20 protein-coding genes are annotated in these 22,744 nt (G+C 60.9%); 10 read left to right on the plus strand and 10 right to left on the minus strand.

The window, feature by feature from the left end:
- Positions 1-357 precede the first annotated feature (357 nt).
- Genes chiP through ACJ8J4_RS10795 form a run of 3 tightly spaced genes read left to right on the plus strand, consistent with a single transcriptional unit; the run spans position 358 to position 4,804 of the window.
- Positions 358-1,761 (plus strand): chitoporin ChiP, encoded by a 1,404-nt coding sequence (chiP, locus tag ACJ8J4_RS10785; protein WP_025301859.1) that lies wholly within the window; start codon positions 358-360, stop codon positions 1,759-1,761.
- A gap of 45 nt (positions 1,762-1,806) precedes the next feature.
- Positions 1,807-2,133 (plus strand): ChiQ/YbfN family lipoprotein, encoded by a 327-nt coding sequence (gene chiQ / locus ACJ8J4_RS10790; protein WP_025301860.1) that lies wholly within the window; start codon positions 1,807-1,809, stop codon positions 2,131-2,133.
- Positions 2,134-2,146: 13 nt separating this feature from the next.
- Entirely contained in the window at positions 2,147-4,804 is a 2,658-nt protein-coding gene (locus ACJ8J4_RS10795; protein ID WP_099816691.1) for a beta-N-acetylhexosaminidase, read from the plus strand.
- A gap of 246 nt (positions 4,805-5,050) precedes the next feature.
- Here ACJ8J4_RS10795 and fur read toward each other — a convergent pair whose 3' ends face one another.
- The 4 genes from fur to ybfF all read right to left on the minus strand — a co-directional run bounded on the left by fur (position 5,051) and on the right by ybfF (position 7,948).
- Complete coding sequence (gene fur, locus ACJ8J4_RS10800; RefSeq protein WP_019454058.1) at positions 5,051-5,497, minus strand: ferric iron uptake transcriptional regulator; 447 nt, start codon at positions 5,495-5,497, stop codon at positions 5,051-5,053.
- A 329-nt stretch (positions 5,498-5,826) separates the two neighbouring features.
- The gene (gene fldA, locus ACJ8J4_RS10805; RefSeq protein ID WP_025301862.1) at positions 5,827-6,366 is read right to left on the minus strand and encodes a flavodoxin FldA; all 540 of its coding nucleotides are present in this window, start codon (positions 6,364-6,366) and stop codon (positions 5,827-5,829) included.
- 264 nt (positions 6,367-6,630) lie between these two features.
- Positions 6,631-6,918, minus strand: coding sequence for a LexA regulated protein (gene ybfE, locus ACJ8J4_RS10810; protein WP_004939936.1), 288 nt, complete (start codon positions 6,916-6,918; stop codon positions 6,631-6,633).
- 256 nt (positions 6,919-7,174) lie between these two features.
- Complete coding sequence (gene ybfF, locus ACJ8J4_RS10815) at positions 7,175-7,948, minus strand: esterase (RefSeq protein WP_025301863.1); 774 nt, start codon at positions 7,946-7,948, stop codon at positions 7,175-7,177.
- Positions 7,949-8,172: 224 nt separating this feature from the next.
- Between ybfF and seqA the strand changes: the two genes are divergently transcribed.
- The 4 genes from seqA (at position 8,173) to ACJ8J4_RS10835 (ending at position 11,569) form a co-directional block, all read left to right on the plus strand.
- Positions 8,173-8,715: a replication initiation negative regulator SeqA gene (gene seqA / locus ACJ8J4_RS10820; protein ID WP_025301864.1), complete on the plus strand. Its 543-nt coding sequence runs from the start codon at positions 8,173-8,175 to the stop codon at positions 8,713-8,715.
- A 77-nt stretch (positions 8,716-8,792) separates the two neighbouring features.
- Complete coding sequence (pgm, locus tag ACJ8J4_RS10825) at positions 8,793-10,436, plus strand: phosphoglucomutase (alpha-D-glucose-1,6-bisphosphate-dependent) (RefSeq protein ID WP_016928750.1); 1,644 nt, start codon at positions 8,793-8,795, stop codon at positions 10,434-10,436.
- A 192-nt stretch (positions 10,437-10,628) separates the two neighbouring features.
- Positions 10,629-11,270 carry a PadR family transcriptional regulator gene (locus tag ACJ8J4_RS10830; RefSeq protein WP_197835204.1) on the plus strand — a complete coding sequence of 214 codons (642 nt, stop codon included), beginning with the start codon at positions 10,629-10,631 and terminating at the stop codon, positions 11,268-11,270.
- Positions 11,270-11,569, plus strand: a complete 300-nt coding sequence (locus ACJ8J4_RS10835) for a DUF3861 domain-containing protein (protein ID WP_004939927.1) — start codon at positions 11,270-11,272, stop codon at positions 11,567-11,569. Before ACJ8J4_RS10830 ends, ACJ8J4_RS10835 begins: the two co-directional genes overlap by 1 nt.
- 27 nt (positions 11,570-11,596) lie before the next feature.
- On the opposite strand, the gene kdpE is transcribed toward ACJ8J4_RS10835, so the two are convergent.
- The 6 genes from kdpE to ACJ8J4_RS10865 form a co-directional block, all read right to left on the minus strand.
- Positions 11,597-12,286: a two-component system response regulator KdpE gene (kdpE, locus tag ACJ8J4_RS10840; protein ID WP_016928747.1), complete on the minus strand. Its 690-nt coding sequence runs from the start codon at positions 12,284-12,286 to the stop codon at positions 11,597-11,599.
- A 16-nt stretch (positions 12,287-12,302) separates the two neighbouring features.
- The gene (gene kdpD, locus ACJ8J4_RS10845; protein WP_197835206.1) at positions 12,303-14,999 is read right to left on the minus strand and encodes a two-component system sensor histidine kinase KdpD; all 2,697 of its coding nucleotides are present in this window, start codon (positions 14,997-14,999) and stop codon (positions 12,303-12,305) included.
- Positions 15,000-15,072: 73 nt separating this feature from the next.
- Positions 15,073-15,642 carry a potassium-transporting ATPase subunit KdpC gene (gene kdpC / locus ACJ8J4_RS10850; protein ID WP_025301867.1) on the minus strand — a complete coding sequence of 190 codons (570 nt, stop codon included), beginning with the start codon at positions 15,640-15,642 and terminating at the stop codon, positions 15,073-15,075.
- Positions 15,643-15,660: 18 nt separating this feature from the next.
- On the minus strand, positions 15,661-17,730 hold the full coding sequence (gene kdpB / locus ACJ8J4_RS10855) for a potassium-transporting ATPase subunit KdpB (protein ID WP_025301868.1): 2,070 nt from the start codon (positions 17,728-17,730) through the stop codon (positions 15,661-15,663).
- Between the two features lie 26 nt (positions 17,731-17,756).
- On the minus strand, positions 17,757-19,445 hold the full coding sequence (kdpA, locus tag ACJ8J4_RS10860) for a potassium-transporting ATPase subunit KdpA (RefSeq protein ID WP_043136574.1): 1,689 nt from the start codon (positions 19,443-19,445) through the stop codon (positions 17,757-17,759).
- Positions 19,445-19,534 carry a K(+)-transporting ATPase subunit F gene (locus tag ACJ8J4_RS10865; protein ID WP_016928742.1) on the minus strand — a complete coding sequence of 30 codons (90 nt, stop codon included), beginning with the start codon at positions 19,532-19,534 and terminating at the stop codon, positions 19,445-19,447. The genes kdpA and ACJ8J4_RS10865 overlap by 1 nt, the downstream gene beginning before the upstream one ends.
- Positions 19,535-19,974: 440 nt before the next feature.
- Between ACJ8J4_RS10865 and ACJ8J4_RS10870 the strand changes: the two genes are divergently transcribed.
- The 3 genes from ACJ8J4_RS10870 (at position 19,975) to phrB (ending at position 22,729) form a co-directional block, all read left to right on the plus strand.
- Positions 19,975-20,184, plus strand: coding sequence for a YbfA family protein (locus ACJ8J4_RS10870; protein WP_004939916.1), 210 nt, complete (start codon positions 19,975-19,977; stop codon positions 20,182-20,184).
- Positions 20,185-20,326: 142 nt separating this feature from the next.
- Entirely contained in the window at positions 20,327-21,283 is a 957-nt protein-coding gene (locus ACJ8J4_RS10875; RefSeq protein ID WP_049208639.1) for a YbgA family protein, read from the plus strand.
- Positions 21,284-21,298: 15 nt separating this feature from the next.
- Positions 21,299-22,729: a deoxyribodipyrimidine photo-lyase gene (gene phrB / locus ACJ8J4_RS10880; RefSeq protein WP_099816696.1), complete on the plus strand. Its 1,431-nt coding sequence runs from the start codon at positions 21,299-21,301 to the stop codon at positions 22,727-22,729.
- The last annotated feature ends 15 nt before the right edge of the window (positions 22,730-22,744 follow it).

Raw genomic sequence — 22,744 nt, forward strand, 5'->3', positions numbered from 1 at the left:
TTTTATCGTCTGCCTGACGAATTTAGTCAGGCTGAAACCATTAATCGTCTCTGGTTGACCTTGTATCTCAATTTATTCTGATTTAATTGAATTTTTTATTCGACACCTTCCATGATCGCCGGCGTAACAAAATATCACTGATATGTGCTCCTTGTCATACTTTGACAAATCTTCCGCATTTTTCATTTGATAATTCGCGTCGCGAAAAATAGTCTGTCTGTAGCAATTAGTGCTGTGGGAATAACATCTCGTCGGCAATATTTTTTACCCGTTCGGGTTTTTTATTGGCAGTCGTGCAGGGCAGTGGTGAACACAGGCGGCTGCAACTTTTAAGTTAAGTCAAAGAGGAATTTCACTATGGGTACGCACGGTGCTCAGCGTAAAACGCTGGCGCTCGCAGTCGCGGGCGCGCTGTTGGGAACAGGGTTTGCCATGGCGCCTGAGGCGAAAGCCGCAGGGTTTATCGATGATTCCACGCTGACCGGCGGTATTTATTACTGGCAACGTGAGCGCGACCGTAAAGATCTCAATCCGGACAGCAAGGATTACAACCAATACACCACCAACCTGTCGCACTCCACCGCCAACCTGAGCCTGGATTTCGCGTCGGGCTACGCCTGGGACATGTTCGGTCTGGACGTCGGCGCCTTTACCGCCATCGAGCTGGCGGAATCCAGCGCCAGCGGCCACCCGAACGAGATCGCGTTCTCCTCTAAAAACCGTACCTACGACGAAGACTATTCCGGTGACAAAGGCGGCGTGAGCCTGTACAAAGCCGCCGCCAAATTCAAATACGGCCCGGTCTGGGCGCGCGCAGGCTATATTCAGCCGAGCGGCCAAACCCTGCTGGCGCCGCACTGGAGCTTTATGCCGGGCACCTATCAGGGGGCTGAAGCCGGCGCCAAGTTCGATTACGGCGATGCCGGCGCGTTGAGCTTCTCCTACATGTGGGCCGACAAATACAAGGCGCCGTGGCATATCGAGGTGGATGACTTCCGCCAGAACGATAAGAAAACCCGTGTCTCCTACCTGCACTCGCTGGGCGCCAAGTACGATTTCAAAAACGATTTGGTGCTGGAAGCTGCCTTCGGCCAGGCACAGGGGTATGTGAATCAATACTTCACCAAGGCGTCTTACAAATTCGATCTGCTGGGCAACCCGCTGACCACCAGTTACCAGTTCTACGGTGCGGAAGACCGCATCAGCGACAAGAACGATCCGAACAGCATCTACGACGGTCTGGCCTGGCTGCAGGCGCTGACCTTCGGTTACACCACCGGGCAGTTCAACTGGCGTCTGGAAGGCACCATGGTCAAGGCGGAAGGCAACCAGGGCTTCTTCCTGCAGCGCATGACCCCGACCTACGCTTCGTCCAACGGTCGTTTGGACGTGTGGTGGGATAACCGCTCCGACTTTAACGCCAACGGCGAGAAAGCGGTGTACGCCGGCGTGATGTATGACCTCAGCAACTGGAACCTGCCGGGCATGGCGGTCGGCGGCTCCTACGTTTACGCCTGGGACGCCAAGCCGAGCACCAACCCGATCTACGATCAGAGCCAGCGCCTGAAAGAGAGCGCCTGGAGCCTGGACGCGATGTATACCATCCAGGAAGGGCGCGCCAAGGGCACCCTGATCAAACTGCACTACACCCAGTATGACAACCACACCAACATCCCGAGCTGGGGCGGCGGTTACGGCAACATCTTCCAGGACGAGAAAGACGTCAAGTTCATGGTCATCGCGCCATTCACCATCTTCTGATGCGTTCCCCGGCCTCGCCGCCGGGGCAGTTAAGGGAATTCAACGATGAAAAAAATCATGCTGATGTTGGCGGCCGCTGCGGCCCTGAGCGCCTGCGCGCAACCCACCGCGCCGCCGGAAGACGCCAAGTTGAAGCAGGCTTACAGCGCCTGCATCAACACTGCCGAAGGCTCGCCGGAGCGTCTGCAGCCCTGTAAGGCGGTGCTGAACGTGCTGAAACAAGAGAAGCAGCACCAGCAGTTCGCCGCGCAGGAAACGGTGCGGGTGATGGATTATCAGAACTGCATTATGGCGGTGCACAGCGGTAACGGTCAGGCTTACGACGCCAAGTGCGGCAAGCTGTGGCAAGAAATTCGCGATAACAATAATTAAGAAGGATAAGAAGATGAACGCATTCAAACTGAGCGCGCTTGCCGCCTTGACGGCAACGATGGGATTCCTGGGCGGCATGGGGAGCGCCATGGCCGATCAACAGCTGGTGGATCAGCTTAGCCAGCTGAAGCTGAACGTGAAAATGCTGGATAACCGCGCCGGCGAAAACGGCGTGGATTGCGCGGCGCTGGGCGCTGACTGGGCCTCTTGCAACCGGGTGTTGTTCACCCTCAGCAACGACGGCCAGGCGATCGACGGCAAAGACTGGGTCATCTATTTCCACAGCCCGCGCCAGACCCTGCGGGTAGACAACGACCAGTTCAAGATCGCTCACCTCACCGGCGATCTGTACAAGCTGGAGCCGACTGCCAAATTCAGCGGCTTCCCGGCCGGTAAGGCGGTGGAAATCCCGGTGGTCGCCGAATATTGGCAGCTGTTCAGAAACGACTTCCTGCCGCGCTGGTATGCCACCTCCGGCGACGCTAAGCCGAAAATGCTGGCGAATACCGACACCGAAAACCTGGATCAGTTTGTGGCGCCGTTCACCGGCGATCAGTGGAAGCGCACCAAGGACGACAAAAACATTCTGATGACGCCGACCTCGCGTTTTGTCAGCAACGCCGATCTGCAGACGCTGCCTGCCGGCGCGCTGCGCGGCCAGATCGTGCCGACGCCGATGCAGGTGAAGGTTCACGCGCAGGACGTCGATCTGCGCAAAGGGGTATCGCCGGATCTGAGCACGCTGGTTAAGCCGGCGGCGGACGTCGTCAACCAGCGCTTCGCGCTGCTGGGCGTGCCGGTTCAGGCCAACGGTTACCCGATCAAAACCGACATCCAGCCGGGCAAATTTAAAGGCGCGATGGCGGTGCCGGGTGCCTATGAGCTGAACATTGGCAAGAAAGAGGCGCGGGTGATCGGCTTCGATCAGGCCGGGGTGTTCTACGGGCTGCAGTCGATCCTGTCGTTAGTGCCGAGCGACGGCAGCGGCAAGATCGCCACGCTGGACGCCAGCGACGCGCCGCGCTTCCAGTATCGCGGCATTTTCCTCGACGTGGCGCGCAACTTCCATAAGAAGGACGCGGTGCTGCGCCTGCTGGATCAGATGGCGGCCTACAAGCTCAACAAATTCCACTTCCACCTGAGCGATGACGAAGGCTGGCGCATCGAGATCCCCGGTTTGCCGGAGCTGACGGAAGTCGGCGGCCAGCGCTGCCACGATCTGAGCGAAACCACCTGCCTGCTGCCGCAGTACGGCCAGGGGCCGGACGTCTACAGCGGCTTCTTCAGCCGTCAGGACTATATCGACATCATCAAATACGCTCAGGCGCGCCAGATTGAGGTGATCCCGGAGATCGACATGCCGGCACACGCCCGCGCCGCGGTGGTCTCGATGGAAGCGCGCTACAAGAAACTGCATGCCGCCGGCAAAGAGCAGGAGGCCAACGAATTCCGCCTGGTGGATCCGACCGATACCTCCAACACCACCTCCGTGCAGTTCTTTAACCGCCAGAGCTACCTGAACCCGTGCCTGGACTCTTCCCAGCGCTTTGTCGACAAGGTGATCGGCGAGATCGCCCAGATGCATAAAGAGGCCGGCCAGCCGATCAAGACCTGGCACTTCGGCGGCGACGAAGCGAAAAACATTCGCCTGGGCGCCGGCTATACCGACAAGGCGAAACCGGAGCCGGGCAAAGGCATCATCGATCAGAGCAACGAAGATAAGCCGTGGGCCAAGTCGCAGGTTTGCCAGACGATGATCAAAGAGGGCAAGGTGGCCGACATGGAGCACCTGCCGAGCTACTTTGGCCAAGAGGTCAGCAAGTTGGTGAAAGCGCACGGCATCGACAGAATGCAGGCCTGGCAAGACGGCCTGAAAGACGCCGAGAGCGCGAAGGCGTTCGCCACCTCGCGCGTGGGCGTCAACTTCTGGGACACGTTGTACTGGGGCGGTTTCGATAGCGTCAACGACTGGGCCAACAAAGGGTATGAAGTGGTGGTCTCCAACCCGGACTACGTCTATATGGACTTCCCTTACGAGGTGAACCCGGACGAGCGCGGTTACTACTGGGGTACCCGCTTCAGCGACGAACGCAAGGTGTTCAGCTTCGCGCCGGACAACATGCCGCAGAACGCGGAAACCTCGGTTGACCGAGACGGCAACCACTTCAACGCCAAGAGCGACAAGCCGTGGCCGGGCGCCTACGGGCTGTCCGCTCAGCTGTGGAGCGAAACCCAGCGCACCGACCCGCAGATGGAATACATGATCTTCCCACGCGCGCTCTCGGTGGCAGAACGTGCCTGGCACCGCGCCGGTTGGGAGCAGGACTATCGCGCCGGCCGCGAATACAAAGGCGGGGAAACCCACTTTGTCGATACCAAGACGCTGGAGAAAGACTGGCTGCGCTTTGCCAATATCCTGGGCCAGCGTGAACTGGCCAAGCTGGACAAGGGCGGCGTCGCTTACCGTCTGCCGGTACCGGGCGCACGCGTAGCGGGCGGCAAGCTGGAGGCGAATATCGCGCTGCCGGGGTTGGGCATCGAGTACTCCACCGACGGTGGCAAGCAGTGGCAGCGCTATGATGCCAAGGCCAAGCCGGCGATCTCCGGTGAAGTGCAGGTGCGTTCGGTCAGCCCGGACGGCAAACGCTACAGCCGCGCCGAGAAGGTCTAAGCCCGGTGCAACGGCCCGCAGCCCTGGCGGCGGCCGTATAACGAAGGGGGAATGCGTTCGCCCACGCGTGTCGGCGTAGGGCGGACGTTGTAGTGAGAGTAGTACGTGGAGTCGCTGTGCCGCTGCAATTGTGATATTTCATGACATGATTTTCCCCCGGCTTGTCCGGGGATTTTTTTGTCTGCTGTACGGCGGGCATAAAAAAACCGCCTCGGTGTGAGGCGGTTTTTCATAGCCGGTCAGGGCTTACTTCTTGTCGTGCAGCGTTTCGTCTTCGCGGCAGTCACCGGTTTCACAGTGGCCGTACAGGTACAGGCTGTGGTTGGTGAGCTTGATACCGTGCTGCTTGGCGATATCACGCTGGCGCACTTCGATGGATTCGTCGCTGAATTCGATCACTTTGCCGCAGTCCAGGCAAATCAGGTGATCGTGGTGATGCTGTTGGGTCAGCTCGAACACGGACTTGCCGCCTTCGAAATTGTGACGTGTCACAATGCCCGCATCGTCAAACTGGTTCAGTACGCGATAAACCGTTGCCAGCCCGATCTCTTCGCCCATATCAATCAGTTTTTTGTACAAATCTTCCGCACTGACGTGATGGCATTCCGGATTTTGCAGTACTTCCAGGATTTTGAGTCGCGGAAGCGTGACTTTTAAGCCGGCCTTCTTCAATGCGATGTTGTTGTCGGTCATGCGAATTCAGTCCTGTTACTATGCTAATCAAGTTGAGGCGTACTCGCCTGTGGCATCGGTCGGCACAAAGAGTTAATGCGTCTCATTATAGAACCGGTTGTACTAAATGGAAACCGCCGGTTGTTAACAAAGATATAATTGCACTATTGCATGTTTTGCATGCAACGCCTTGATGGATGGGATAAACCGATATCTCAGTCTACCGTGACGGGGTGGGAAGTTACAAATCTGTAGCTTCTATCGCAGCAATCCCTGTTGCCGATGACGGCCCTGTCGGCACACTATGCACTTTACAGGGCCTTTGTTCAACCTTTCGCCAGTGCCGGGGTTTAGCCGACAATATCGGCCAGGCTCAGCTCTTCGACAATCTGTTTGACCCAAGCGTCCACGCGCTCGTTGGTCAGCTCCGGCTGACGGTCTTCGTCGATCGCCAGACCGATGAAGTGATCGTCGTCCGCCAGGCCTTTGGAGGCCTCGAAGTGGTAGCCTTTGGTCGGCCAGTGGCCCACGATGGCTGCGCCGCGCGGTTCGATGATGTCGCGGATGGTGCCCATCGCGTCACAGAAGTATTCCGCGTAGTCTTCCTGGTCGCCGCAGCCGAACAGCGCCACCAGTTTGCCGTTGAAGTCGACTTCTTCCAGCGTCGGGAAGAAATCATCCCAGTCACACTGCGCTTCACCGTAGTACCAGGTCGGGATACCCAGCAGCAGGATATCGAACCCTTCCAGGTCTTCTTTGCTGCTTTTAGCGATGTCATGCACTTCAGAGACGTCGTCGCCAAACTGTTTCTGGAGAATTTTCTGGATCATTTTGGCAATGTTTTCGGTATTGCCAGTGTCGCTGCCAAAGAAAATGCCTACAGTAGCCATATCGCGTATAACCTTTAAATTCAAGTAATTGCATTACTCGATGCCAGCACTGCCGCCGCTGACGCCGATTAAAATGATGCCATGGCAAGAGCCTTTCGCCTCCGGGGCGGGCGCCGACAGGCGCAGTCTCTTACCGGTAAATGCGTATCATGCCAGAAAGTGGCGCCGGGGTTTTATCGCATTTATGCGATGCCGGAGAATGAAGAAAAGCGGGGTCGATCCGGCGTTGTCCTTAACGCCGCGCCGCGCGTGCGGCCGAAGAGATCAATGTTCCGGCTGTTCTTCCGCCAGTTGTGCCAACAGCATCTGCTCGATGAGTTCGCTGCGGCTGATGTTGCGCTGTTCCGCCAGTTTGTTCAGGGCATCCACCGCGTCCGCGTTGATTTTCAGCTCTACGCGTCGCAATCCACGCACTTTATCGCGCCGTAACTGATTGCGCTTATTGATTCTAAGCTGTTCATCGCGGGAAAGCGGGTTGGTTTTCGGGCGCCCCGGACGGCGTTCATCTGCGAACAGATCCAGCGTCGTGCGATCCGTTTGTTCTTTTGCCATAGGTAGCGGTACTGCAAGGGAGTTTGCATCAAAAAGCGCTCGCACGCTTCCGGAGGCATCGGTTAACACACTTCGGGCCAATAAACCCTAACCCAAATTCACCTCCGAACCGGCGTTCGCGAACGCGCTGGCGCGGCGGCAAAATTATAGCGCGCCATATTACCCCAGCAGATGGAGCGGCGACAATGCCTAACTGCGGGCTAAACGCGCTAAGCCGTTATCTTTAGCGCGTTTTTTCGCCAGATTAACGTATTTTTCAGGCTTCGCCGAGGAAACGGTGGATGGCGCGCAGCACCGCTTCCGGTTTTTCGGCGTGCACCCAATGGCCGGTGCCGGCGACGACGTGTGCGCGGGCCTGCGGGAACTGGCGGGCGATGTCTGCACGGTAGCTGTCCTGCACGTACGGCGACAGGCCGCCGCGAATGAACAGGGTCGGGTGTGGCCAGGCCGGGACTTCCTGCCAGCCGGTAATGTCTGCGTAGCGTTCGATCAGTACCGGTAGGTTGAAGCGCCATTCACCGTTATGGAAGGACTTCAGCAGGAACTGGATGACGCCTTCTTCCTGCAGGTAGTCGCGCATCAGTTGGGCAGCCGCCTGGCGCTGGGTAATGCCGGCGGCGCTGACGGCCTTCAGCGCGGCGAAGATCTCGTCGTGGCGGCGGGTTTGGTAATCCACGGGCGCGACGTCGATGACGATCAGCCTGGCGATGCGCTCGGGCGCGATGGCGGTCAGTGCCATCGCCGCTTTGCCGCCCATCGAATGGCCGATGACGATCGCTTTTTCCAGCTGCAGTTCGTCGAGCAGCGCCAGCAGATCCTGCGCCATGGCGGGGTAGTTCATGTCGTCGGCGCGCGGGGAGAGGCCGTGGTTGCGCAGATCGACCTTGATCACACTGTGCTGTTTATGCAGATCGCGCGCCAGCACGCCCAGGTTGTCCAGATTGCCGAACAGCCCGTGGATCAGCAGCACCGGCAGCGCGTCTGACTCGGCGGCCAGCAGTTGATAATGTAATTTCATGGCGAAGTTCATACTGAGAGAGATTCAGATTAGGGTATCATGATTGAATCGCACGATGAATCATGCGGAATTTTCGCGGCGCGGGCTTGGCAGTGCCGGCTATAGGTATTAGTCTGCATTTGCCGTCCGGAGGCACATTGTTGTGTTCGCCCCAGCGCTTTTAACCTTATAATCCCATGGCTTGAATGCAGGATCTGGCTTCAGGTTCTAAGTAGAAAAAACAGTATTGGATAAAGATGAAAACTATTGAAGTCGACGAAGAGCTTTACCGTTATATTGCCAGCCACACGCAACACATCGGTGAAAGCGCGTCCGATATTTTACGCCGCATGTTGAAATTCACCGCCGGGCAACCGGTGCGCGCGTTGCCTGCCGCCAGTGCGTCACAGTCCGTCGAGCTGGAAAAAGCGGTGCCGGCTCAGCGTCCGCGCGATCGCGTACGCGCCGTGCGTGAACTGCTGCTGTCGGATGAATACGCCGAGCAGAACAAAGCGGTCAACCGTTTCATGCTGGTGCTGTCCACGCTGTACACCCTCGATGCCGCCGGTTTCGCCGCCGCTACCGAGGCGTTGACCGGCCGTACCCGCACCTATTTCGCCGGCGATCAGCAGACTCTGCTGGCCAACGGCACGCACACCAAGCCGAAGCATGTACCGGGCACCCCTTACTGGGTGATCACCAATACCAATACCGGCCGCAAGCGCAGCATGATCGAACACATCATGCAGGCGATGCAGTTCCCGGCGGAACTGATCGAGAAAGTTTGCGGTACCGTCTAATTTAGCGAACAGCCCGTCATGATGGCCGTGCGCGACGTATTTGCCCGGTCACCGACAGGGATGAGGGAGATATGTCGATGGCGAATAATCCACGTGCCGGGCAGCCCGCCCGCCAAAGCGATCTGATCAACGTAGCCCAGCTGACGTCGCAGTACTATGTGCTGCAACCGGAAGCCGGCAATGCCGCACATGCGGTGAAGTTTGGTACCTCCGGCCACCGCGGCAGCGCGCAGCGCCACAGCTTCAACGAAGCGCACATCCTCGCCATCGCTCAGGCGATCGCCGAAGTTCGTCATCAGCAAGGCACTACCGGCCCGTGCTACGTGGGCAAAGACACCCATGCACTGTCCGAGCCGGCCTTCATTTCCGTGCTGGAAGTGCTGACCGCCAACGGCGTCGATGTGATCGTGCAGGAAAACAACGGCTTCACGCCAACGCCGGCGGTATCGCACGCCATTCTGTGCCACAACCGCCGCGGCGGCGCTCAGGCCGACGGCATCGTCATTACGCCGTCCCATAACCCGCCGGAAGACGGCGGTATCAAATACAATCCGCCGAACGGCGGCCCGGCTGACACCAACCTGACGTCAGTGATCGAGAAGCGCGCCAACGAACTGCTGGCGCAGCAGTTGAAAGGCGTTCAGCGTCAGTCGCTGGATAAGGCCTGGAACAGCGGCCACCTGCATGCCAAAGATCTGGTGCAGCCTTATGTCGAAGGCCTGGTTGACGTGGTCGACATGCCGGCCATTCAACGCGCCGGCCTGAAGCTGGGCGTGGATCCGCTCGGCGGCTCCGGCATCGCCTATTGGCAGCGGGTGGCGGAACACTACAAGCTGGATCTGACGCTGGTGAACGACTCCATCGATCAGACCTTCCGCTTTATGCACCTGGACCATGACGGCATCATCCGCATGGACTGCTCGTCCGAGTCGGCGATGGCCGGCCTGCTGGCGCTGCGCGACAAATTCGATCTGGCGTTCGCCAACGATCCGGATTACGACCGTCACGGCATCGTCACGCCGAAGGGCCTGATGAACCCGAACCACTATCTGGCGGTAGCCATCAACTACCTGTTCCAACATCGCCCGCAGTGGGGCGCCGATGTGGCGGTAGGTAAAACGCTGGTATCCAGCGCGATGATCGACCGCGTGGTGGCTGACCTGGGGCGCAAGCTGGTGGAAGTGCCGGTCGGCTTCAAGTGGTTCGTGGACGGCCTGTTCGACGGCAGCCTGGGCTTCGGCGGCGAAGAAAGCGCTGGGGCCTCGTTCCTGCGCTTCAACGGCCAGCCGTGGTCGACCGACAAAGACGGTATCATCATGTGCCTGCTGGCGGCTGAAATCACCGCGGTAACCGGTGAGAACCCGCAGCATCATTATGACGATCTGGCCAAGCGCTTCGGCGCGCCGAGCTACAACCGCATCCAGGCGCCGGCAACCCATGCGCAGAAAGCGGCGCTGTCCAAACTGTCGCCGGAGATGGTCAAGGCCAGTACGCTGGGCGGGGATCCGATCACCGCACGTCTGACCGCGGCGCCGGGCAACGGCGCGTCGATCGGCGGCTTGAAAGTGATGACTGACAATGGTTGGTTCGCGGCCCGTCCTTCCGGTACTGAAGAGGCTTACAAGATCTACTGCGAGAGCTTCCTCGGGGCGGAACACCGCGAGAAGATTGAGCACGAAGCGGTCGAGATCGTCAGCGAAGTGCTGGCTTCCGCCAAGTAATCGCTTTTCTTGATGGATAAAAAGCGCTGTTTTTACAGCGCTTTTTTTATGCCTGTAATTTAGATATATCTTTTTTCACGGTACGTGCTTGCGCATTTAGATATATCGATCTAGATTAGCGCTATCGACGCTGTTTAGATATATCTAAACAACCTCGTATTGATGTTCACTGTTAAAGCGAGGTATCACCCTATGTTTCATCGATTAGGTTTACACCGGCATCACCACCACCATCATGAGTGCGAAGAGGGCCGCCGTCATCGCGGCGGACGCCATCACTTCGGCGGCGAAGGCGAAGCGCACGGCCGAGGTGGGCGCGGTGGCCGGGGCGGGCGTCATCGTCTGTTCGAACACGGCGATCTGCGCCTGGTGTTGCTGGCGCTGGTGGCGCGCAAGCCCAGCCACGGGTACGAATTGATCAAGGCGATCGAGGAAGCGTCATCCGGCCTGTACGTGCCGAGCCCGGGGGTGATTTACCCCACGCTGACGCTGCTGGAAGAGCAGGACTTCCTCGAACCGCTCACCACCGGCAACGGCCGCAAAAGCTACCGCATCACCGCGGCGGGCGAGGGCGAGCTGCAAAAGCATCAACAGGTGGTTGACGTCATTCTGGCGCGCCTGGCGGGCGCCGGCCGCGAGCATCATCGGCACGGCAACCTGGCGGAAGGCATCTATGACGCCATGAACCGTCTGCGCAGCCTGCTGCGCGGCAACGTGATGCGCGCCGATCTCACGCCGCAGCAGGTGGAGCGCATCAACGCCGCGTTGCTGACCGCCGTGGCGGCGATCGAAAGCGAAATGCATATTCAACCCACGCAGCAGGAGAAGAACTGATGCCCGGCCACCGTTTTAACATTACCGTTGAAGCCCTGAGCGATCGCCAGGGCAACCCCGTCGAGAAAGCACCGCTGAGTTTTGAGGTGACCAACCACGACGATATTCTCGAGATCGTCGAGCGCATTCGGGCGCGTGACGATCTGAACTTCGGCCCCGAGCAGAGCGCGGCCTTCGCCGTAGGATTGAAGCTGTTCTCCGAAGTGATGATCGAAAACCGCAAACACCCGGTGTTCGCTCCGCTGCGCGAGGCGTTTAAGGAATTTATGGTCGGATTGAAGAAGGGCCCGGCGGCGTAAAGGCGCGGCAAACCGCGCCCACCGGGGTTAAGGCATGAAGCGATAGCCGACGCCGGTTTCGGTCAGCAGGTGTTTGGGCCGGGCCGGATCGGCTTCGAGCTTCTGCCGCAGGTGGCCCATGTAGATGCGCAGATAGTGGCTGTGCTCCACGTAGTTCGGCCCCCAGACGTGGCTCAACAGCTGGCGTTGGGTGATCACTTTGCCGGCGTTGGCCAGTAGCTCCGCCAGCAGGCGAAACTCGATCGGCGTCAGATGCAGATCTTCGTCGTTGCGCAGCACCCGGCGATTCACCAGATCGACGGTGATCGCCGAAAAGCTCACCAGCGGGCTTTCCTGTTGGTTAGCTGAGTGGCGGCGCAGTGCGACCCGCACCCGCGCCAGCAGCTCGCCGATGCCGAACGGTTTGCTGAGATAGTCGTCGGCGCCGGCGTCCAGCGCGGCGATCTTGTCCTCTTCGGCGTTGCGCGCCGAGAGCACGATCACCGGAATGGCGCTCCACTGCCGCAGATCGCGGATGTAGCTCAGCCCGTCGCCGTCCGGCAAGCCCAAATCAAGAATGATCAGATCCGGTTTGCGCGTGCCGGCTTCAATCAACCCGCGCTGCAGCGTTTCACTTTCAAATACCCGCAGGCCTTCGCTCTCCAGCGCGGTGCGCACGAAGCGGCGGATCTCTTTTTCATCTTCAACAATCAGAATGTTGGTTGGCGTTATGCTCACGTTTCCTCTGCGTTGATTACAGATCGAAGGCGTCGCCGTCGATCTCGGGCGGTTTTTCCAGCGGCAGCACGAAGCGGAAGCTGGCGCCGCCGTTGGCGCCGTTTTCCGCCCAGATGCGGCCGTCATGCACTTCAATAATGGCACGACAAATCGCTAACCCCAAGCCGACGCCGGGGATCGCCGACTCTTTATTGCCGCGTGAAAACTTGTCGAAAATTAGCTGCAGCTGATCGGCGGGGATGCCGGGGCCGTTATCCCAGACCTCGACTTCCAGCCACTCGGGCAGCGTGCGGGCGCGAATGCCGATGGTGGCCTCGGCGCCGGCGTATTTATTGGCGTTTTCCAACAGGTTGGTGAACACCCGTTCCAGCAGGCTACCGTCGCAGTTGACCAGGATCTGTTCCGGCGGCAGCTCGACCTCGATCGGATGCTGGCTGAGCAGCGGCTCCAGCATGTGCAGCGAAGCGCCGACGATCTCTTCCAGCGACTGCCACTCTTTGCGCAGGCTGAAACCGCCGGACTGGAAGCGCGCCATATCCAGCAGGTTGTTCACCAGCCGGGTGGTGCTCAGCACCTGCTGGCGGATCTGGCTGGCCTGGGTGGCGTGATTGGAGCCTTCGGCCGCCAGGTCCAGCGTGAGGATTTCCGCCTGGCCGAACAGTACCGTCAGCGGCGTGCGCAGATCGTGCGACAGCGCCGCCAGCAGCGAGTTGCGCAGCTGTTCGCGTTCGGCGTCCAGCTTGGCTTCTTCGGCGCTGCGCGCCAGGTGCAGCCGTTCCAGCGCGCTGGCGATCAGCACTGCGAAGGTTTGCAGCAACCGCTGCTGTTCCGGCACCATCAGCTGGCGCAGGTTATTGGGCTCGATCGCCAACAGGCCGAAGGTCTGCTTGGGGGTATTGAGCGGTAGAAGTTGGTAAGGCACGCCGGGCAGGGTGTCGGTGCCGGCGCCGGCCGGCAAGCCTTTATCGAAACTCCAGCGCGCGATGGCTTCGTCTACCGACAGCAGCCCGCCTTCCTCGCCGACCATTTGCTGCAGCCGGCCGCCTTCCTGCGGCAGCAGCAGCACGGTTTTCGCCTGGAAGCTGCTGGAGAGGAAATGACGGCTGGTGTTGGCGATGTCGGCCACGGTCAGCGCGCGGCTCAGCCCGCGCGACATTTCGTACAGATGGCGCGCCCGCTGCTCGCGATAGCGCGCCACCCGGGCCTGATAACGCACCCCGGCGGTCAGGTTGCCGATGATGATGCCGACGGCGAGCATCACGCCGAAGGTCAGCAGATACTGCATATCGCTGACGGCGAACGACCATTCGGGCTGAACGAAGAACAGATCGAAACTGGCGACGTTGATCACCGCTGCCAGCACCGATGGCCAGCGGCCGAAGAACAGTGCGACGATCGCCACGCCGAGCAGGTAGACCATCACCAGGTTGGCCTGATCGAAGCCCGGCAGCAGCCACTGCGAGAGCAGGGTTATCAGCGCGCACAGCGCCACCGCCACCGCGCAGCCGCGCAGCTGCATGCGCCATTTCTCATTGAAGCTGCGGCCGTCGTGCTCCTTGCCTGGCGGCGGCTGTGCGGCGTCGCTCTCCAGCGCGACGATCACCAGATCGAGATCCGGGCCCAGCCGGCCGAGGCGATCGGCGAAGCTGCCGCGCAGCTTCCAGCGCTGCTCGCTGCGGCGGCCGATGATGATTTTGCCGAGGTTATGCTCGCGGGCGTAGCGCAGCACCGCACGCTCTTCGGACGGATCGGCCAGGGTAGCGGTTTCGGCACCCAGTTCCTGCGCCAGCCGCAGCGCGCGCAGAATGGCGCGGCGCTGGTTTTCCGGCAGCCGGTGCAGCTTGGGGGTTTCCACGTAGACCGCATGCCAGTGGCAGCCAAGCCGCGCCGCCAGCCGGGCGGCGATGCGCACCAGCTTTTCGTTGCCGCTGTTGTGGCCGACGCACAGCAGAATGCTGTCGCGAGTGTGCCACACTTTCTCGCGCCCCTGGGTGTCACGAAATTCGCGCATCTGGTCATCGACCCGATCGGCGGTGCGGCGCAGCGCCAGCTCGCGCAGGGCGATCAGGTTACCTTTGCGGAAGAAGTGCTCGATGGCGCGCTCGGCTTGGCCGGGAATATACACTTTGCCTTCGTGCAGCCGTCGGCGCAGATCGTCCGGCGGCAGATCGACCAGCACCACTTCGCTGGCCTCGTCAAACACGTGGTCGGGCACCGTTTCGCGCACCCGCACGCCGGTCACGCCGCCCACCACGTCGTTCAGACTTTCCAAATGTTGCACGTTGACGGTCGTCAGCACGTCGATGCCGGCGTCCAGCAGCTCTTCCACATCCTGCCAGCGTTTGGGGTGGCGCGAACCGTGGGCGTTGCTGTGCGCCAGTTCGTCCATCAGGATCAGCGCTGGGTGGCGCGCCAACGCGGCGTCGAGGTCGAATTCCTGCACCAGTCGCCCACGATGCTGGATGCGCTTTTGCGGCAGCAGCGCCAGGCCGTCGAGCAGGGCGGCGGTCTCGCTGCGGCCGTGGGTTTCCACCACGCCGACCAACACGTCCAGCCCCTGAGCGCGCAAGCGCTGGGCCTCCTGCAGCATGGCGTAGGTCTTGCCGACGCCGGCGCAGGCGCCGAAGAATACCTTCAACCGGCCGCGCGGTTTTTCATTGGCCAGCGCCAGCAGGCTGTCGGGATCGGGACGCTGCTGTTCTTCTTCGACCATGACAATTCCTTGTGTTACCAAGCAAAAAGGGGTTCGGCATGCCGAACCCTATCACTATGCTGAATACGGCGCGTTACTTCAACGCATCCAGCGCCAGGTTCAGCTTCAACACGTTCACCACCGATTCGCCCATGAAGTTGGGCGTGGCCCGATCGGTGTTGTCTTCGATCAGTTTGGCGACCTGTTCCGGCGGCAAATGACGCGCCGCCGCGACCCGCGCCAGCTGATACCGCGCCGCGGCGATCGAGATCTGCGGATCCAACCCACTGCCGGAGGCGGTCAGCAGATCGACCGGGATCGGGCCGCTCATCGCAGGATTGGCCTGGCGCAGCTGCGCTGCGCGCTCGGCGATAGCCTTATCCAGCGCCGGGTTGGTGGCCGCCAGGTTGCTGCCGGCGGAGGCCAGCGAATTATAGGCCGAATCGCCGGTGGCCGATGGGCGGCCCCAGAAATAGTCGGCGCGCGTGAAGTTCTGGCCGATCAGTGCGGAGCCGACCGCCTTGTCGCCCTGGTACAGCAGCGAACCGTTGGCCGCGCCCGAAAACAGCAGCTGCGCCAGCCCGGTGGTCAGCAGCGGATAGGCGATGCCGGTGATCAGCGTCAGCAGGATCAACATCACCAGCGCAGGTCGTAAATACGTCATGTTCATTTCCCTCAATGGTTAACCGGCGACGTGCAGCGCGACCAGGATCAGGTCGATCAGTTTGATGCCGACGAACGGCACCAGCAGGCCGCCGACCCCGTACAGCCACAGGTTGCGGCGCAGCAAGGCCGCGGCGCTCATCGGTTTGTAACTCACCCCTTTCAACGCCAGCGGGATCAGGAACACAATCACCAGGGCGTTGAAGATCACCGCCGACATGATGGCGGAGGCAGGGGAGTGCAGGTGCATCACGTTCAGCGCGTTCAGCTGCGGATAGGTGGCCGCGAACGCCGCCGGAATAATGGCGAAGTATTTGGCCACGTCGTTGGCGATGCTGAAGGTGGTCAGCGAGCCGCGCGTCATCAGCATCTGTTTGCCGATGTGTACCACTTCGATCAGCTTGGTCGGGTTGGAATCCAGATCGACCATGTTGCCCGCCTCTTTGGCGGCCTGGGTGCCGGAGTTCATCGCCACCGCCACATCGGCCTGCGCCAGCGCCGGGGCGTCGTTGGTGCCGTCGCCGGTCATCGCCACCAGACGGCCTTCCGCCTGATACTGGCGGATCAGCGCCAGCTTGGCTTCCGGCGTGGCTTCCGACAGGAAGTCGTCCACTCCGGCTTCGGCGGCGATCGCCGCCGCGGTCAGCGGGTTATCGCCGGTGATCATCACCGTTTTGATGCCCATCTTGCGCAGCTCATTGAAGCGTTCCTTGATGCCGCCCTTGACGATATCCTTCAGCGCCACCACGCCCAGCACTCGGGCGCCTTCCGCCACCACCAGCGGCGTGCCGCCGGTGCGCGCCACGCTTTCCACCAGATCGTCCACCGCCCGCGGGAAGTGCCCCTGATTGGTTTCGACGTGACGGCGAATGGCATCCACTGCGCCTTTACGGATCATGCGCTCCTGCACGTTGACGCCGCTCATGCGGGTCTGGGCGGAGAAGGGCACGAAGGTGGCGTTCAGCGCCTGCAGATCGCGTTCGCGCAGGTTGAAGCGCTGTTTGGCCAACACCACGATGCTGCGGCCTTCCGGCGTTTCGTCCGCCAGCGAGGCCAGCTGCGCGGCGTCCGCCAGCTCTTGCTCTTTCACGCCCGGCGCCGGCAGGAACTCTGAAGCCTGGCGGTTGCCCAGCGTGATGGTGCCGGTTTTATCCAGCAGAAGCACGTCCACGTCGCCGGCGGCTTCCACCGCGCGGCCGCTGGTGGCGATCACGTTGGCGCCGAGCATGCGGCTCATCCCGGCCACGCCGATGGCGGACAGCAGGCCACCGATGGTGGTGGGGATCAGGCAAACCAGCAAGGCGACCAGCACGGTGATGGTGACTACGCTGCCGCTGCCGGCTGCTTCCACGCTGTATTGCGAGAACGGGAACAGGGTGGCGGTGGCCAGGACGAACACGATGGTCAGCGCCACCAGCAGGATGGTCAGCGCGATCTCGTTCGGCGTTTTGCGGCGCTTGGCGCCTTCCACCATGGCGATCATGCGATCGAGGAAGGTTTCCCCCGGGTTGACGCTGCACTGTACCACCAGCCAGTCGGACAGCACGCGGGTGCCGCCGGTGACCGAGGAGAAGTCCCCGCCGGATTCGCGGATCACCGGGGCGGATTCGCCGGTGATGGCGCTTTCATCTACCGAGGCGCCGCCTTCCAGCACTTCGCCGTCGCACGGGACGGTATCGCCGGCTTCCACCAGTACGATATCGCCTTTGCGCAGGCTTTCGGCGGCCACTTTCTCCGTGGCGCCGTCGCGGCGCGGGCCGGCCAGCTTTTTCGCCCAGCTGGTTTTCTTGGTGCCTTTCAGGCTTTCCGCCTGGGCCTTGCTGCGGCCTTCGGCCAGCGCCTCGGCGAAGTTGGCGAACAGCACGGTGAACCACAACCACAGGGCGACGCTGCCGGTAAAGGCGGCGGCACCGTCGGTTTGGCCGGCGAGGATCGCCAGCCAGATGGCGGTGGTCAGCAGGCTGCCGATATACACCACGAACATCACCGGGTTGCGCCATTGAACGCGAGGATCCAGTTTTTTCACCGCATCGATCAGCGCGGTGCGCACCAGAGCCGGTTCAAACAGCGCGCGTTGTTTGCGAGTCATCTCTTATTCTCTCTCTGTGACGTCGGTTAGTTTGCCAACCAAAGCTGCAAATGCTCGGCCACCGGGCCTAGCGCCAGCGCCGGCACGAAGGTCAGTGCACCCACCAGCAATACGGTGCCGATCAGCAGGCCGATAAACAGCGGCCCATAGGTCGGCAGGGTGCCGTTGCCCGCCGGCTGGCGTTGTTTGGCGCTCAGCGAACCGGCGATCGCCAGCACCGGCAGGATCACCCCGAAGCGGCCGACGAACATGGCGAAGGCCAGCAGCAGGTTGTAAAACGGCGTATTGACGCTCAACCCGGCGAAGGCGCTGCCGTTGTTGTTGGCGGCGGAGGACAGGGCGTACAGCACTTCGCTGAAGCCGTGAGCGCCCGGGTTGAGGATGCCGGCGCGGCCCGCGTCGGTGCCGATGGCCAGCGCGCTGCCCAGCAACACCAGCGTCGGCGTGACCAGGATCGCCAGCGCGGTCATCTTCATGTCGTAAACGTCGATTTTCTTGCCCAGATATTCCGGGGTGCGGCCGATCATCAGGCCGGCGATAAATACCGTCAGCAGTACGAACAGCAGCATGCCGTACAGGCCGGAGCCTACGCCGCCGAACACCACTTCACCGATCTGCATCAGCCACATCGGTACCATGCCGCCCAGCGCGGTGAAGGAGTCGTGCATGGCGTTGACCGCCCCGCAGGACGCGGCGGTGGTCACCACCGAGAACAGGCTGGTGGCGAGAATGCCAAAGCGCGACTCTTTGCCTTCCATATTGATGTTGCTGTCGGCGCCCAGCGCGCTCAGGTGCGGGTTGCCCGCCAGCTCGGCGACCATCACCACCACCACCGCCACCACGAAGATCAGCGCCATCGCCCAGATCAGCGCGTGGCCCTGACGGTTTTCACCGGCCAACTGGCCGAAGGAGAAGCACAGCGCGCAGGGGATCAGGAAGATGGCCAGCATCTGCACGAAGTTGGTCAGCACGGTTGGGTTCTCGAACGGGTGCGCCGAGTTGGCGCCGAAGAAGCCGCCGCCGTTGGTGCCGAGCATCTTGATCGCTTCCTGCGAGGCCACTGGCCCCATCGGCAGCGTCTGCTGCGCACCTTCGAGCGTGGTGACGTGCAGGTAAGGCAGGAAGTTTTGCAGCGTGCCCTGGCTGACGAAGAACAGGGCGATCAGCAGCGCGATCGGCAGCAGCACATACAGCGTGATGCGGAACAGATCGGCCCAGGCGTTGCCGACGGTCTTGCCGGCGCGGCGGGTAAAGGCGCGGATCAGCGCAAAGGCCACGGCGATGCCGGTGGAGGCGGAGACGAAGTTCTGCACCGCCAGCCCGGCCATCTGGCTGAAATAGCTGAGAGCGCTTTCACCGCTGTAGGCCTGCCAGTTGGTGTTGGTGACGAAGCTGACGGCGGTGTTGAGTGCCAGATCCCAGGAGAGGCCCGGGAAGCCTTGCGGGTTGAGCGGCAGCGAGCCCTGCGTCATCAGCAGGGCGAACAGCAACGCCAGGCCGAGCAGGTTGAACGCCAGGATCGCCAGCGCGTATTGCCACCAGTTCATCTCGGTGGCGCGGATGCCGCAGGCGCGCCAGACGCCGGCTTCCACCCCGCGCAGCGCAGGCAGCGGCTCACCTTCGATCAGGCGCGCCATAAAGCCGCCCAGCGGCCGGGCCAGCAGCAGAAGCACCAGCAGGAAACTGGCGATCAGTAAAAAGGCTGAAGCCGCCATCAGAAATCCTCCGCGTTAAACAGGGCGTAGACCAGATAGGCCAACAGCAGCAGGACCAACAGCGCACCACCAATAACGCTGAAACTCACGGGACACCTCCAGAGGTGTTGTTTTTGATAGAGGCAGTGTAGGGAGCGGGGTAGAAAGAAGATGAAAAAATCGCGCGGGCGGGTGTAAAAAAAGTATAAAAATGGCTGAAATTTCAGCGGAAATTGAGCATTTCAAGCAGCAGGTTGGCGGCGAGATTGCGCCTGATGAGTGAATAAGCAAGGGCAGGGTGTGGAAGCAGGAACCGGATAATAACCACAATGTAACCCATGATTAGTTAAAAATTAACCTGACTGTAACAAAATTACGAATCGCTGCGGTGATTAGCGATTTTTTGTGCGATTTAGTGGTCGGATGAGTAGTAAACTTTCATCAAGTGCGCTAAAATTTTGCTCAGTTACCAAATTACCGATTGTTCATTTGATACGCCCACGCCGTTTTCCCTGACAAATCAACGGCAGGCGTTTTTAAGGAGGTTCGCATGTCTACGACCTATCACGCTTATTCACTGCATCGGATTCTCCTGCGCCGCAGCGCAGTGGTTATCGCGGGCATTTTGGCCCTGCCGGTGATGCTGTTCCGCAGCGATCGCGGGCGTTTTTACAGCTACCTGCACCGCGTCTGGTCAAAAACCAGCGATAAGCCGGTCTGGCTGCAGCAGGCGGAACTGGCGTCCTGCGATTTCTACTGAGTCGCTGCCGATTCACGAAAAAACCCTCGCCCTGTGGCGGGGGTTTTTTTATGCCTCTGGCCACCCCTATCAAGCGTAAGGTCGTATTTGGCAAGCCATTCTTCTACACTTTCCTCATCGGTCAACAACATGGGAGAGCGGTATGAGCGACAAGATCCCTATCGGCATCAGCGCCTGTTTACTGGGCGACGCGGTGCGTTTCGACGGTGGCCACAAGCGGCTGGCTTTTGCGGTGGAACAGTTGGCGCCCTATGTGCGCTTTGAGCCCGTTTGCCCGGAAATGGCGATCGGCCTGCCCACGCCGCGCCCGGCGCTGCGCCTGGTGAAACAGGCGCAGCCGTGGCCGGCGATGCGCTACAGCAACGACGCCGGCGTGGATCTGACCGAGGAGATGCGCAGTTTCTCCGCGCAGCGCGTGGCCGCGTTGCAGCACCTGTGCGGCTATATCGTCTGCGCCAAGTCGCCGAGCTGCGGCCTGGAACGGGTGCGGGTCTACAGCGAGAACGGCAAGGACTCGCGTAAAAACGGCGTTGGGCTGTTTACCGCTGAGCTGCTGCGTCAGATGCCGTGGCTGCCGGTGGAAGAAGATGGACGATTGCAGGATGCGGCGCTGCGGGAAAACTTTATCGAGCGAGTGTACGCGCTGTATGAGTTGAACATGCTGTGGCGTCAGGGGCTGACCCGCGGCGGGCTGATCGCGTTTCACAGCCGCTACAAGCTGTCGCTGCTGGCGCATTCGCAGCCGGCGTACCGCGAGCTGGGGCGCTTCGTCGCCGATATTCACTGTTGGGACTCGCTGGAGGCCTTCGCCGTGGAATACCGCAGCCGCCTGATGGCGCTGTTGGCGCACAAAGCGACGCGGCGCAACCACACCAACGTGTTAATGCACGTGCAGGGCTACTTCCGTCGTCAGCTTAGCGCGGCGCAGCGCCAGGAGCTGGCGCACCTGATCGATCGCTACCGGCAGGGTATGCAGCCGCTGCTGGCGCCGATCGCGCTGCTCAAGCATTACATGGCGGAATACCCCGATCGCTATCTGGCGGAACAACGCTATTTCGAACCTTACCCGGAGGCGCTGCGTTTGCGTTACGGCCATTGATTGACAAGGAGTTTTATGACCACGCATCTGGTCTGGTTGCGTAACGATCTGCGTATCACCGACAACAAAGCCCTGCACGCCGCCTGCAGCGATCCGAAAGCCCGGGTGCTGGCGGTGTTTATCGCCACACCGGAGCAGTGGCGGCAACATGAGATGGCGCCGCGGCAGGCGGCGCTGATCCACGCCAGCCTGCAGGCGGTGCAACAGGCGCTGGCGCAAAAGGGCATTGCGCTGCATTGCCATGCCTGTGCGGACTTTGCCGCGTCGATCGACTGGCTGGCGGACTATTGCGAGCGAGAGCAGGTAGATGCGCTGTTTTACAACCGCCAGTATGAACTGAATGAACGGCGCCGCGATGAGCAGTTGGAACAGCGATTGAGCGACCGGGTAACGTGCCACGGTTTTGATGACAGCCTGCTGTTGCCGCCGGGCAGCGTGCTCACCGGCGGCGGCGAGATGTACAAGGTTTATACGCCGTTTCGCAACGCCTTTATTCAGCGCCTGACCGAGTCCGACGTGAGCTGCCTGCCGGCGCCGAAGATCCGTGCCGATGGTGCGTTGCCTGCGCCTGAGGCGCCGGCGGCGTTCGATTATCCCGCGGCGGAAATTGGGGATGACTATCCCGCCGGCGAGGAGGCCGCGCTGCAGCGGCTGCGCGCCTTTTGTCGTGAGCAGGTGCAGGATTACCTTCGGCAGCGCGATCTGCCCGCCATCGCCGGCACCAGCAGCCTGTCGCCCTATCTGGCGATCGGTGCGCTGTCGCCGCGCCAGTGCTTCAACCGCCTGCGCGCCGAATGCCCGCAGCTGCTGGAAGATCGCGAGAGCGGCGCTTTCGCCTGGCTGAACGAGCTGATTTGGCGCGAGTTCTACCGTCATCTGCTGGTGGCTTATCCCGCGTTGTGCCGCTATCGGCCATTTATCGCCTGGACGGACAAGGTGCGCTGGTGCGATGACGCGGCGAAGCTGCAGGCCTGGCAGCGGGGCGAAACCGGCTATCCGATCGTCGATGCCGCCATGCGCCAACTGAATGCCACCGGCTGGATGCACAACCGGCTGCGCATGATCAGCGCCAGTTTTCTGGTGAAAGATCTGCTGATCGACTGGCGCGCCGGGGAGCGCTATTTCATGTCGCAACTGCTGGACGGGGATCTGGCGGCCAATAACGGCGGCTGGCAGTGGGCGGCGTCCACCGGCACCGACGCCGCGCCGTATTTCCGTATCTTCAATCCGACCACCCAGGGTGAACGTTTTGATCCACAAGGCACTTTTATCCGTAAATGGTTGCCGGAACTGGCGGATGTGCCCGACAATGACATCCATCATCCCCATCGCTGGGCGGAAAAGCAGCGATGCACGCTGAACTACCCGCTGCCGATCGTCGATCACAAACAAGCCCGCATGGAGACGTTGGCGGCGTTCGAGGCGGCGAAACGGGGAGAGTCTTGAGGCAACTGCAAGGAG

It is taken from the genome of Serratia sp. CY47280, assembly GCF_052168655.1.
GTDB lineage: Bacteria > Pseudomonadota > Gammaproteobacteria > Enterobacterales > Enterobacteriaceae > Serratia > Serratia bockelmannii.